12 protein-coding genes and 2 tRNA genes are annotated in these 13,531 nt (G+C 45.0%); 6 read left to right on the top strand and 8 right to left on the bottom strand.

What is annotated here, in order from left to right:
- Positions 1-49 precede the first annotated feature (49 nt).
- Positions 50-310 carry a DNA-directed RNA polymerase subunit omega gene (rpoZ, locus tag LP107_RS04815; protein ID WP_051225765.1) on the bottom strand — a complete coding sequence of 87 codons (261 nt, stop codon included), beginning with the start codon at positions 308-310 and terminating at the stop codon, positions 50-52.
- 86 nt (positions 311-396) lie between these two features.
- Entirely contained in the window at positions 397-1,029 is a 633-nt protein-coding gene (gene gmk, locus LP107_RS04810) for a guanylate kinase (RefSeq protein ID WP_112742450.1), read from the bottom strand.
- A 114-nt stretch (positions 1,030-1,143) separates the two neighbouring features.
- Here gmk and ispH point away from each other — a divergent pair, with 114 nt between their 5' ends.
- Together ispH and LP107_RS04800 are read left to right on the top strand one after the other, a co-directional pair.
- Complete coding sequence (gene ispH, locus LP107_RS04805) at positions 1,144-2,076, top strand: 4-hydroxy-3-methylbut-2-enyl diphosphate reductase (protein ID WP_029102094.1); 933 nt, start codon at positions 1,144-1,146, stop codon at positions 2,074-2,076.
- 149 nt (positions 2,077-2,225) lie between these two features.
- Positions 2,226-2,396 carry a hypothetical protein gene (locus LP107_RS04800; protein ID WP_158079585.1) on the top strand — a complete coding sequence of 57 codons (171 nt, stop codon included), beginning with the start codon at positions 2,226-2,228 and terminating at the stop codon, positions 2,394-2,396.
- A 13-nt stretch (positions 2,397-2,409) separates the two neighbouring features.
- Here the strand turns inward: LP107_RS04800 and LP107_RS04795 are convergent, their stop codons facing one another.
- Both LP107_RS04795 and argG read right to left on the bottom strand, forming a co-directional pair.
- The gene (locus LP107_RS04795) at positions 2,410-3,786 is read right to left on the bottom strand and encodes a WS/DGAT/MGAT family O-acyltransferase (RefSeq protein WP_078273123.1); all 1,377 of its coding nucleotides are present in this window, start codon (positions 3,784-3,786) and stop codon (positions 2,410-2,412) included.
- Positions 3,787-4,233: 447 nt separating this feature from the next.
- Positions 4,234-5,568, bottom strand: coding sequence for an argininosuccinate synthase (gene argG / locus LP107_RS04790; RefSeq protein ID WP_078273124.1), 1,335 nt, complete (start codon positions 5,566-5,568; stop codon positions 4,234-4,236).
- 212 nt (positions 5,569-5,780) lie between these two features.
- On the opposite strand from argG, the gene LP107_RS04785 reads away from it, so the two are divergent.
- Genes LP107_RS04785 through LP107_RS04775 form a run of 3 tightly spaced genes read left to right on the top strand, consistent with a single transcriptional unit; the run spans position 5,781 to position 7,625 of the window.
- Positions 5,781-6,272 carry a L,D-transpeptidase gene (locus tag LP107_RS04785; protein ID WP_078273125.1) on the top strand — a complete coding sequence of 164 codons (492 nt, stop codon included), beginning with the start codon at positions 5,781-5,783 and terminating at the stop codon, positions 6,270-6,272.
- Between the two features lie 42 nt (positions 6,273-6,314).
- Positions 6,315-6,632 carry a hypothetical protein gene (locus LP107_RS04780; protein ID WP_078273126.1) on the top strand — a complete coding sequence of 106 codons (318 nt, stop codon included), beginning with the start codon at positions 6,315-6,317 and terminating at the stop codon, positions 6,630-6,632.
- A 24-nt stretch (positions 6,633-6,656) separates the two neighbouring features.
- Positions 6,657-7,625, top strand: a complete 969-nt coding sequence (locus LP107_RS04775) for a LysR family transcriptional regulator (protein WP_078273127.1) — start codon at positions 6,657-6,659, stop codon at positions 7,623-7,625.
- Between the two features lie 202 nt (positions 7,626-7,827).
- On the opposite strand, the gene LP107_RS04770 is transcribed toward LP107_RS04775, so the two are convergent.
- From LP107_RS04770 to LP107_RS04755, 4 genes are all read right to left on the bottom strand, one after another.
- Positions 7,828-7,904 (bottom strand) — tRNA-Asp (locus LP107_RS04770).
- A 39-nt stretch (positions 7,905-7,943) separates the two neighbouring features.
- Positions 7,944-8,019: transfer RNA gene (locus LP107_RS04765), tRNA-Val, on the bottom strand.
- Between the two features lie 203 nt (positions 8,020-8,222).
- Entirely contained in the window at positions 8,223-8,939 is a 717-nt protein-coding gene (locus LP107_RS04760; protein WP_078273128.1) for a nucleotidyltransferase family protein, read from the bottom strand.
- A gap of 140 nt (positions 8,940-9,079) precedes the next feature.
- Positions 9,080-10,105, bottom strand: coding sequence for an aminoglycoside phosphotransferase family protein (locus LP107_RS04755; RefSeq protein WP_112742452.1), 1,026 nt, complete (start codon positions 10,103-10,105; stop codon positions 9,080-9,082).
- Positions 10,106-10,557: 452 nt separating this feature from the next.
- Here LP107_RS04755 and LP107_RS04750 point away from each other — a divergent pair, with 452 nt between their 5' ends.
- On the top strand, positions 10,558-13,521 hold the full coding sequence (locus LP107_RS04750) for an LPS-assembly protein LptD (protein WP_228157697.1): 2,964 nt from the start codon (positions 10,558-10,560) through the stop codon (positions 13,519-13,521).
- Positions 13,522-13,531: the final 10 nt, after the last annotated feature.

Genomic DNA, 13,531 nt, shown 5'->3' with positions numbered 1-13,531 from the left:
AAAACAAAAAACCACGCCAAAAGCATGGTTTTTAGGACTGTATATGATTTTAAAAACCATTAGCCGTTGGATCAAACGGTGGCGGTTCTTTTTTCACATACACTTCTTCAGGCTTATCTAAAATCGCACGGGTCACATGACCATCGGCAATCTCACGCAGGGCAAGCACGGTTGGCTTGTCGCCTTCGGGAGTCACCAACGGGTCGGCACGCCCTGTGGCAAGCTGACGTGCTCGTCTTGATGCCACCAAAATCAAATCAAAACGGTTATCCACCGTATCCAAACAATCTTCAATCGTCACTCGTGCCATAAATCACACTCTTTACATTGATAACAATCTATTATTATAACAGATTTTTACTATTTTAAAAGTGGAAAATTAAGGTTTGACACACCCTAACTTGCCAATAACTGACTGATTAATTTTTCATGGCGTGCCGTTTGCTTGTCGATGGCAAGGCGATAAGCAGTGATGATGGATTTTATCTCAGATAATGCCACATCAAAATCATCATTAATTACCACATAGTCAAAGTTCACATACTCTTGCATCTCACGCACCGCCCCTGCCAGTCTGGTCTCGATGACCTTTGTGGCATCTTGGTTGCGATTCATCAGACGGCTACGCAGGGCTTCACGGCTTGGCGGTAGGATAAAAATCATCACCGCTTGAGGAATGAGTTTTTTGACTTGTAGTGCTCCTTGCCAATCAATCTCCAAAATCACGTCCATGCCCGCACTGAGCAAATCATTGACCGCCGTCTTACTGGTGCCATAATAATTGCCAAACACTTCGGCATGCTCCAAAAACTCACTCTCCCCCACCAAGCGGATGAACTCATCTCTATTAGTAAAATAATAATGCTCGCCATCAATCTCACCACGTCTGGGTTCACGGGTGGTGTGCGAGACACTAACCACGAGATTTTTGGTGGTGGCAAGTAGCTCCTTGACCAGTGAAGTCTTGCCTGTGCCTGAGGCGGCGGTGATGATAAAAAGCGTGCCTTGGGTGGGGTTTGTGTTCGTCATGATGATTTCGCCAAATGATGATGATTGACAGATTATAGCACAAATTGTCATATCCTAAAACGACAAATTATGATAAAGTAAGCCGTTTGATGTTGAGTTATTTGGAAATCTTTCATGCAAATTCTACTTGCCAATCCCCGTGGCTTTTGTGCTGGCGTTGACCGTGCTATTGCCATTGTTAATGAAGCCTTATGCCGTTTTAATCCGCCCATTTATGTCCGCCATGAAGTCGTCCACAACAAATTTGTGGTTGAAGATTTGGCTCGTCGTGGGGCGGTGTTTGTCGAAGAGCTGGACGAAGTGCCTGATGGGGCGATTGTGATTTTCTCGGCTCATGGCGTATCCAAAGCAGTCGAAGACGAAGCGACACGCCGTGATTTGACCGTGTTTGATGCCACCTGCCCTTTGGTTACCAAGGTGCATATTGAAGTGGGTAAATTTGCCAAAGGCGGTATGGATGCCATTCTTATCGGACACGCAGGACACCCTGAGGTGGAGGGTACGATGGGGCGGTTTGACACCAGTTTTGGCGGTCGCATTCATCTGGTCGAAGATGTGGATGACGTGGCAAACTTAGACTTTGGGGCGGACAAAGAACTTGCGTTTGTTACTCAGACCACTCTATCTATGGACGACACCGCCCAAGTGATAGACGCCCTAAAAGATAAATTCCCCCAAATCAACGCCCCAAGAAAAGACGACATTTGCTACGCCACCCAAAACCGTCAAGATGCGGTAAAATCTTTGGCAAAAGAATGTCAAATCGTCCTCGTGGTCGGTTCGCCCAACTCGTCCAACTCCAATCGCTTGCGTGAGCTTGCCGAACGACTGGGGGCAAAGGCGTACCTCATTGATAACGCTTCTCAGATGGATAAGGCATGGTTTGATGGCGTGGACAAAGTCGGAGTTACCGCAGGTGCGTCCGCCCCCGAAGTGCTGATAAAAGAAGTGCTAGACACCTTGCAAGACTGGGGAGCAGATGCCCCCACTGAGCTGTCGGGCATTGAAGAGAATGTTACTTTTTCTCTACCCAAGAGTTTGCGATAATTATTAGGGCTTGTCATTAGCCAGTCATAAACAAAACATCTGTTTACAATTTATCAAGAAAAATGGCGAAAAATGGTTGTCCCCACTTCTTAATTGGGCTACACTAAACCTGTAACCCACCACTAATTTTAATTAAGACAGGTACAGCCATGACCCGCCAAACCGCTCATCATCAAGCCACTCATTGCACTTGCCATGCCATCATGACCGTCATTCATGGCGACAAGACACGCACCATCAGTAACGACATGATTGTCCAAACCCTAGCCAAATTAACCACGCCCATCAAGCAAACAACACCCAGACGATGTGTGGCATAAGGGTTTTGTCATCTTATTCTTTTGGCAACAGTCTTTCAAACACCAACAATTCCTGCTCCAAAAACTCAATCAGCTGTTCAATGTGTGGCAAAGCACTTTGGCAAGCGGTAATGCCAAAATCTATCTTGTCTTGATAATTGGTTAGCGTGATGTTTAAAGCCTGCCCATCTAATAGCACCGACGCAGGGAAAATCCCCGTCAGTCTCGCCCCATTAAGATACAATGGCGTATTATCTCCTGGTACATTTGAGATGATGAGATTAAAGGCTTGGCGGGTCGGCATCACGCCCGTGCTTAGGTTGGCAAATGCCATGCCATAAGTAAGCAGACTATAATTAATGACTTGTGCCTGATTCATGCGGGAAAATCGCTGTTTGCCATCATCCACGCTTGCCTTGATGGTCAATAGACGCTCGGCAGGGTCAGATTTGTGCGTGGCAAGGTTGGTAAGGATGAACGAGAGCTGATTGCCCATGGCACTTTTATCACGGCGAAGCGATATCGGCACAAAGGCGATGAGTGGCTTGGCAGGCAGGGCATCTTGGACGAGCAAATATTCACGCAACGCCCCTGCACAGATGGCAAGCAGGACATCATTGGTCGTCGCCCCAAAATGCTCGGCAATCTTTGCAAATCGCCCTTTTTTAAACGAGACAAACGACAGCTGACGTGAACTGCTGATTTTTTGATTTAAGATAGACTTGGGGGCATCAAAGGTACTGGTAAAATGCAGATTCTTTTCCCCAAAGTGATTTTTGACACTATTAACCAGCTCTCGCCCCACAGGATAGATGGTGGTAAGTTGTTCTTTGATGATTTTTAGGGGCGGTTTGTGAATGGGTAAGATGGCGTTGATTTGACTGCGGTATTTGGTGGATAACGACCAAAACGGGGCGGTCATCTTCTCTGTTTTGGACGCTGAGAGCGACATTTGAAGCAGTCGCATGGCGGCGATACCGTCTGCCATGGCGTGATGAATCTTTAAAAACAGGGCAAAGCGAGCGTTACCACCATCGTAAGCAGGGGCAAGCCCATCAATGAGATGAAATTCCCACAACGGCTTGGCTCTATCCAACATCAGCCCATGCTCACGTGAGATATAGTTCGTCAGCTCTTGTGTGCCACCGGGTTTGGGCAGGGCGACATGGCGGAAATGATGATTAACATCAAAATCCCCATCTGGCTCCCAAAACAGCCTCTTGCTTAGCACTTGATTAAAAGGAAAGCTTGGCTTGGTGCGTGTCACTTCAATGTCTGATACCAACTTTGTCAAAAAATCATCACCCGCCCCGTCAGGCACCTCAAAAATACACAAACCTGAAACGTGCATCGGCTCCTTGCGAGTTTCAAGCATTAAAAATACATGGTCAATGGCATTTAAAGCACGCACGTGTTATCCTTAATTGATAAAATTATTTATAAATGGGTTAAAATGACTGTTTAATGACATGAGTAAAAATATGATTAGTATAACAAATTTTTTGTAAAAAATTTTATCAATCCATGACTATTTTTAAAAATTTTTTAGGGCGTGCCTGCCTTTGGTATTTGCAATGAAAATCACGAAAAATCACACGTTTTTCAAGGAAAAAACTTGAGGCTGTGAGTCTTCTATCAGACAAGTTTTTGACGCAGAAAAACATCCGACCACTTAACTGGGTAAATTTTAAGAGTTTTAACTTAATTTTTTAAATTAAGTGGTCGGATAACCATTTTTCATGCAAAAATTAATTTAAAGTATTAAGTTTTTAACTTATTTTATAAGAATGTTATCAAGGTAGGCACGCTCTAATAAAAAAGAGCGAAACATTCAGCTCGCTCTTTTGATTGATATGACTTATTTGCTGTCAAGCTGTGGCACGGCATTACCACCCGACAGTCCCAAAAGCCCTGCATTACTATAAATACCCAATTTAGCACGGGTATCAGCGATGTCAAGATTACGCATGGTCAGCTGTCCGATACGGTCAGTGGCGGTAAAGCTTGCGTCTTCTACTTTTTCCATAGACAGGCGTTCAGACTCGTAGGTAAGATTGGGTGATTTGGTGTCTAGGATAGAGTAGTCGTTGCCACGGCGAAGTTCTAGCACCACTTCGCCTGTAATGGCTTTGGCGACCCAACGCTGGGCGGTCTCACGAAGCATTAATGCTTGGCTATCAAACCAGCGACCTTGATAGAGCAAGCGACCCAAACGCAGTCCGTTAATGCGATATTGCTCAATGGTGTCTTCGTTGTGAATGCCTGTAACCAAGCGTTCGTAAGCGATGTGCAAGAGAGCCATGCCAGGGGCTTCATAGATGCCACGGGATTTGGCTTCGATGATGCGGTTCTCAATTTGGTCGGTCATGCCTAAGCCATGTCGTCCGCCGATTTCATTGGCTTTTAGCATGAGTGCCACAGGGTCATCAAATGTCTCGCCATTTAGTGCCACAGGATTACCTTCAAAAAACTCCACTGTAACGGTCTCGGGGACAATCTCCACGCTCTCGTCCCAGTAGCGTACACCCATGATAGGTTCTACGATTTTGTGGCTTGCGTTCAAAAATTCCAAATCTTTGGCTTCATGTGTCGCCCCAAGCATATTTGAGTCGGTAGAATACGCCTTTTCTTTGCTCATTTTGTAGTCAAAACCGTTATCAATCAAGAATTGGCTCATTTCCGCTCGTCCACCAAGCTCATCAATAAAGGTCTCATCTAACCAAGGCTTATAAATTCTAAGCTTAGGATTGGTGAGTAGCCCATAACGATAAAAACGCTCAATGTCATTGCCCTTATAGGTGCTACCATCGCCCCAAATGTCCACGCCGTCATCGCTCATGGCGGTTACAAGCATCGTGCCTGTTACCGCACGTCCCAGTGGCGTGGTGTTAAAATACGGCATACCGCCTGTCGTGATATGAAACGCCCCACACTGAATGGCACAAATGCCTTCACGAACTAATTGTAAACGACAGTCAATCAAGCGGGCTTTTTCTGCCCCATATTGCATGGCTTTGGCAGGGATTGAGTCGTAGTCGGACTCATCGGGTTGCCCCAGATTGGCAGTATAAGCATAAGGCATTGCCCCTTTTTGTTTAATCCACAAAATGGCGGCGGACGTATCCAAACCGCCCGAAAATGCGATACCTACCTTTTCGCCCAAGGGCAAAGATTCTAAAATGGTGCTACTCATACCAACTCCAATTTTCATAAAATAAAAGCATGCAATCCAAAAATTATAACACTTTTGGCAAATCTTAGGGTAAAAATTTTAAAAATTTGGCAAATTTTCACAAAAATAAGCGAAAAATTTTTAAAAATTTGCTAAACTAGTAAAATTTAAAATAGTCATCATTTTTAAAATTGATGACCCAGTCATCATAAAGCCATGATTGCCCTAACCCTATGATAACCTTAAAAATAGACACCACCGCTCAAAGTTTGACCGTATTTGATGGTGATAAGCTCATCAAAACTCTGCCCGTCTCTACCGCCAAAAATGGCACAGGACAACTTGAAAATACAGGGTGTACGCCACTTGGTAAGCATATTATTAACAATAAAATTGGGGGCGAATACCCCAAAAATGCCGTCTTTGTCGGGCGAGTGTTTACAGGCGAGATTTATGATGACAAGTTGGGGCAAACCAATCCTGACAGGGACTGGATTTTGAGTCGGATTTTGTGGTTAAAAGGTGTGGAAAACGGTTATAATCTTGGCAAAACCGCAGACGGTGCGGTGTGCGATACCCACGCCCGATATATCTACATTCACGGCACGCCCGATACCGAGCCTGTGGGCGTGCCGATGTCGCATGGCTGTATTCGTATGAGAAATAATGACGTGGTGTGGCTATATGATGTGGTAGATGCAGGGACACAAGTTTTAATCATTTAGCCTATTTATCAAAAATATTTTCATTTTTTAAAAAGGCAATTTATGAAATATTTATTACTAATTCCTATTATCGTATTAACCGCTTGTGTCAACATTCACCACAAATCTGGTAATAAAAAATCACAAATGACACAAACCGCCCAGTCGGATATTTTTATTATTTATTTTGACAAAGACAAAAAAGACAATTTATTAACACACATCAATCATTATCACGATGAGATTGTTTATTTATATGACAACATAAATGCCGTGGCGGTAAAAATTACGGCAACTGATTTAAATAAAAAAGTGCAATCTTATCAAGCGATTGATGGTGTTTTACAAATCACCAAAAATGAAATGGTGCAATTACATTAAATACAAAACATAAAAAGGGCAATTATGAATTTACAAAAAGTTGATTTAAACCTAATTGTTTATTTAGACGTGCTACTGCGTGAGAAAAACGTCACCCGTGCCGCCGAACAGCTTGGCATTACTCAGCCTGCGATGAGTAATATTTTACGTAGATTGCGTTCGCTGTTTAATGACCCCTTGCTCGTGCGGTCGTCCGAAGGCATGACCCCGACCGAGCGAGCCTGTGAGTTACAGCCACGTATTCGTGAGATACTCTCGGACGTGGGGATGCTGTTGGAGCCACGCACCGAGTTTCGTCCGTATAGTACGTCTCGGGTATTTCGGATTATGACATCGGACTATGCCGAAGCCACGCTTGTGCCACGCCTTGTCAAAGCCCTTAGAAGCGAAGCCCCGAACGTGATTTTGGACTTTTTGACCCCGTCCGATGTGTCGTATCGGGACATGGAACAGGGGCGAGTGGATTTGGCGATTAACCGCTTTAATGAGATACCGCAGAGTTTTCATCAGGTGTTGGTGTGGCGTGATACGTTTAGTTGTCTGCTGTCGGCAGAGTCGCCCCATTTGCACCGTTTTAACCTAAAAAATTACCTAAAAGCTCAGCACGTCTGGGTATCCAAAACGGGCATGGGCGTGGGTTTTGGGGTCAATCCTGAAAAATCAGGCGGTCTGGGTTCCATCGACCAAGCCTTACAGCGACTGGGACAAAAACGCCAAATCAGCGTGTTTACCCGTCATTATCAAATGCCTGCCATGCTCACCGCCAACAAAGACCTGATTGCCACGCTACCCACTCGTGTGGCAAACCTACAAGCCCAAAATAATCCACAAATCGTGGTCAAAGAACCGCCATTTTTCATTCCAGAATTTGAGCTTAAAATGGCGTGGTCGCCCCTACTACAACACCACCCTGCTCATAAATGGCTAAGACAGCTTATCATTCATGTGGCACGGCAAATCATGACAGAAGAAGACACCAAACTGCGTCAATAAAACAACCTTTGAAGCTGTTGTATTATTTTAGAATTTTAGAAATTAGGGTACACCACCTTTGATATCTCCTTGAAAACGGGCAGTTTTTCTCATTTTATGGTAAATATGAAAGCAGGTATACCCTAGTGTATAAAATAAAGACATAAAAAAATCCCTAAGTCAGGGGAGACTTAGGGGATAAACTGGAAAAACCAGTTAAAAATGGCGCAGCGGACGGGACTCGAACCCGCGACCCCCGGCGTGACAGGCCGGTATTCTAACCAACTGAACTACCGCTGCTAAGGTCGCTAATCTTTTTTAACCATAAAAGATTTAAAATGGTGGGCGGTAACGGATTCGAACCGCTGACCCTCTGCTTGTAAGGCAGACGCTCTACCAACTGAGCTAACCGCCCGAACTTGACTTACTTAACTGTTTTAATAAACAATTTAAACCATGTTTATTTGTTATGTATGTCGTTCGTTGTGGTGCGTATTATATAGATTTTTTGGTGGGTGTCAAATGGTTTTTTGAGAAATTTTACATAAAATTTATAAACCATTGAAATTTATGAAATTATTTTTTAAAAACTATTTTATAAAATTCTCCCACCCGTTTTTACCAAACGCCTCGAACATACTGCTCCACTTCATGCAGTCGCTCCATCGTGCCGACATCGACCCATTTATCACTCAGTATCTCGCCACTGACACGCCCCCCTGCCATCGCCGAACGTAGCAGTGGTGCCAGTGGTGCTATCTCGCCCACGCCCACGCCTGCCACCATCTGTGGAGACATCACGCTAATGCCAGCAAAGGTGTAGTTGTTGCCGTCATCGCTTTTTAGTCCGACCACACCCGACCCCCCTGCCGACATCTGTGCCAAAGCAAAATCGCCCGTGGGGTTATGCTCAGGATTGGCGGTCAGCATCAGATGAGCCAGATGATTACCAAGACTGTGATGAGCCAGTCCGTCAAACGCAAACTCGCTCCACACATCGCCATTAATGAGCAAAAACGGCTCATCTTTTAGTTTCCCATGAGCCAGTGCATAGCGTATACCCCCTGCTGTCTCCAAAGGCTCAGGCAGGACGCTCTCATCGGATATGTGGATATTCACGCCAAAATCACGACCTTTAAAAAAGTCAATAATCACCCCGCCCAAATAGCCGACATTTAGAGTAATGTCGGTAATGCCTGCCTGTTTTAGACGTTCGATATGCCACACCATCAGGGGCTTTTGTGCCACCATCACAAGAGGCTTGGGCGTGGTCAGGGTCAAAGGACGCATTCTGGTGCCTTTACCTGCTGATAAAATCATGGCTTGGGTTATCATGGTTTGCCTTTTATAAATAAGTTTTTATAAATGATTGGGTTTTTAAAATAAATAAATCATATCAATTGTAAAATTAAACACATCAAACATCAAAATAAAAATAGGACAATTTATCATATCATCATCCTATTTTCATTTATTTATGCCGATATAAATACCTGATTATAAGTAGGTAGGATTTTTTGACAAATGAATTCCTTAAAATCAGTATAAATATCATCACCGCCCTGCTCACTTAGCCAGTTAAGCTCATGGCACAAATCATTCATCACTTTGGGGATGTTTTGCAAATAACGCGCTTTGCTATCTCGCTGATACAGACGAATAAAAATCCCCAAGACTTTTAAATGTCGCTGTATGCCCATGATATTGACATTTTTGGTAAAGTCATTCAATGTCATGTTCGGGTTTTTTAATTCATAAAAAATTCCAATCTGTTCATTCACCCACGTCTCATCCACATCAATGTACGCATCTCGCACCAAACTCACCAAGTCATAAGTATCTGCCCCAATCACCGCATCTTGAAAGTCAATCACGCCCAGCTCATCAGACGCTTTATCTTGCATGAGATTGCGACTGTGATAATCCCGATGAACAATGACTTTGGGCTGACTTTGGACATCAGTGATGACTTGTTTTTTTAGTCGCTCCCATAATAACTCATCATCGGCGGTAAATGATACGTTAATATACGGCGAGAACCACTGGCTAAATAAATCCATCTCATCATTTAATTTCTCATCGCTATATGCTGGCAAATCAACATCAATGTCCAAATCCTGTAATTTGATTAATGTCTCATAGGCTTTTTGGTAATAGCGAGACATATTTGCTTTATCGTCTTTGATTAAATGGGCAAATTCGGTCGTGCCAAAGTCTTGTAATAATAAAAAGCCCTTGGCAATGTCTTGGGCAATGATGTCAGGCACATTCACCGCTTCACTCATGATACCTGCCACCGATACAAATTCAGTCACGCTCTCTTTGTCAGGCGGAGCATCCATCAAAAGATACGTCATTTTATCTTTATCGTGTTCGCTTGTCACCTTAAAATGAATGCGATGATAACGGCGAAAACTGGCATCTCCTGCCAAGCTCTCTACCGTAAAACCAGCAGTTAGGTGATTGTTTAAAAAATTCATCATCTCATCATGGCGAGTCATGGTATGCCCTTATGGTTAAAATCGTTAAGTTAAATGATTTGGTTAAATGGTTAAATAGATGCCATAGTTTAGCGGATTTTTGGGCGTTACACCAGTCATTTTCGGTGTATTGTTTTTTGACGGCAAATTTTTAAGACATGACAAAAACTAGGGCGTGCCTGCCTTTGGTATTTGCCATGAAAAACACCTATTTAAAAAAACAGGGGAATCGCCCGTTTTTCAAGGAAAAAGTCCGCAGTTGATATTGAAATATCAACAAGGATTTTGACTTCAAGCCACAAGATTTAGCCATTTTTCATATGAAAATGGCTTGAAATCCCTAAATTTTCATCATATTTTTAAAAAATGTTATCAAGGGTAGGTACGCCCTATTAATTTTAAATCAAAAATAGGGTAAAATAACCAACTTTAACCACATTTAAAAATCACCCTAAGTCAATTCAGGTAACATCATGACACGTGGACAGGCAACGCAGAACAAACAGGACAGACAAAAACAGGATTTTTTTGGCAAAAAACACGAATTGACCATCTGTGTCGGCATGGCGTTGTTTGGCGTATTGCCTACCCTAAGTCACGCCCAAAGTTTTGTGACATCCGATGACATCACACGCCCAAGCTCCAACAGCACGATGAGCCATACGCCCACGCCTGCCGCCGTTCAAACGGTTGCAGGGGCAAAGGTAGAGGCTAAGACCGATGATGGTTTGGGATTTATTACCAACAATGACACCCAAACCGCCAATTCTGTCCCCACCATCACTCAGCCCAGACTTGCTCATCTGTCCCATCATGCCATCACTTCGCAAAGCCCCCAATACCGTACGCAGGACAACCCACAGCTTGATGATAATCCATATCTTAATGATAAACTGGCAGGCAGTGACAAACAGGGTAACACATCAAATCATAACCCAAACCCCACATCATTTGTCACATCGGACATTCATGATAGCCAAGGCGGTCAGGGCAAGCAAAACACCACGTTTATCAGCAGTGAGAACATCAGCCAAGACCATCATGCCAACACACAAAAAAGCCAAAGTCTTGCCAAACTTGCCCAATATTATCACGCCAAGCCAAGCACCGGCGGACACGTGGCACGCTGTGAAGGGGTGTGGGTACAGCCCAAGCGAGAGAGTCTAAGCCAAACTCTGGGCTATCGAGGTCATGGCGATGATAACGAGACTTTCTACGCCCAAGCTGACTACGGCTACTATGACAATAAAGACTACGCCGAGCTTGCTGGTAATGTCATCATCGAACAAAACAATCAGCAAATCGTCGCTGACAAGCTCATCTATCAGCCTAGCACAGGGCAAATGCGTGCCACAGGGCAAGTGCTGTTTAGTGATGACCGACCGCCCAGCACTGGCGGTAGCAAGGTAAGCGGTGCAGGGATTATCGGGGTTGCCGATAACTTATACTACGCTGATGACGGCAGGACCGCCACCGCTCATGACGTCGCCTTTGCCAGTACCACCATGAACGCCCATGGACACGCCCACACCCTAAACAAAGTCGGCGATAACCAATACCACATGCAGGACGTCATGTTCTCCACTTGCCCGCCAACCGAACGCAAATGGCATTTGGACGCCAGTAGCATTGACATTGATAACGACACAGGGCGTGGCGTGGCAAAAAACAGCACACTAAGAATCGGTAACGTGCCTGTCTTTTATTTGCCGTATTTTAACTTTCCCATTGATGACAGACGTGCCAGTGGCTTTTTGTTGCCGACAGCAGGGTTTGGCTCGGACAGTTTTGAGATTAGCACGCCTTACTATTTAAACCTTGCCCCTAACCATGACGCCACCATCACGCCCACGGTGTTTAGCAACAAAAACCCCATGCTCACGGGCGAATTTCGCTATCTGACACAGCATGTCGGGGCAGGCGTATTGCGTGGCTCTTATTTGCCCAATGACCGCAAATACAATAACGAAGACCGCAAAAGCCTGTTTTATGACCACTACTGGCAGTCCAAACGCCACCCTCATCTGTCCGCCTACGCTCATTATCGCTATGTCTCGGACAGCAGTTATCTTAATGATTTTGACACGCTCGGCATCGAAGGCAACCCACTTAACTTGCCACGCAACATCGGGGCAAGCTACTATAATGACTACATCAGTGCCGACTTGCGAGCGGAGACCTTTCAGACATTGCACGGCACAAACAGCGACGGCACGACCATCTTAGATAAAGACAAGCCTTACTCACGCCTGCCCCAGTTGTCGGTGCATTATCGCTTGCCAAAACTTGTCAATGAATTTGACGTGCTAAACCGCCTAACAGTAGAAGGGGTTCACAACTCTGCCTATTTTAAAAAATCCATCAAAGACAACTCCGAGACGGAAAAATCAGGCTTTCGCATGTACAACCAGCTCTCGGCAAGCTATCCGATGACTCGCTCATGGGGCTATGCCACGCCATCGCTTGCTTTGACACATCTGTATGCGTCTTATGATGAGGACAGCCTTATCGGACAGAATCTTACCGAAGATGAAGGCACTTATTCGGTGTTCGCCCCTAGGATTGGACTAGATACAGGGCTATTTTTTGAAAAGGCAGGTTCACCCTTTGGGCTGTATGACGACAGCTTGGGCGGTCATCAAGTCATCATGCCACGCCTAAAATACACCTACACCCCCTACAAAGACCAAAGCAACATCCCTAACTTTGAAACTGCCATCGGACAAATTAGCTACGACCGCCTGCTGTCTGATTCTTGGTTCTTGGGCTATGACCGCATTGGCGACTTGCACGCCATCACCCCTGCCCTGCATTATCGCTATGTGGATGGGTCGGGTCTGACACGCTTTGACGGGGGCATTGCCGAGCAGATTTATTTAGATGACATTCGTGTGGGCGCAGATGACAGCCAAACCTTTACAGGCAGCACATCAGGGATGGCGTGGCGAGCATCCACTCAGCCGACGGATAACTTTTGGGTAGAAGCTGGCGGAGCATTCACCCCCAACTATGACCTAAGTGCCATCGTCGCCCAACTACGTTATCAGCCCAGTGATAATCAGCTGTACAACTTTGGTGTCATCGAACGCAAAGACAACCCCGCCACAGGTCAGCTTACCCTATCGGCTTATACCGCATCTGCCGTCTTTCCCATCAACAACCGCTGGCGTGTCATGACCCAAGCCCAATACGACTACAAAAACGACCGCCTGCTCGATGCCTTGGTTGGGGTTAATTATGAAGATTGCTGTTATGGGTTGTCGGTCTATGCTCGCCGTTATCGCAACGACCTAAACCCCGAAGCAGGGGCGGATAACGCCATCATGGCAGAGATTCGCCTAAATGGCATCACCAGTGGCGGTAAGCTAAACCGTCTGATGTCGGATAAAGTCTTGGGTTATGACACTGTCAATCGAGCATGGCAGCAGGATTATTGATTTATTTAAA

Source organism: Moraxella bovis (assembly GCF_025985205.1).
Taxonomy (GTDB): Bacteria; Pseudomonadota; Gammaproteobacteria; order Pseudomonadales; family Moraxellaceae; genus Moraxella; species Moraxella bovis.
Note: the sequence above shows the minus strand (reverse complement) of the source record. Positions and strands in the feature narration are given on the sequence as shown.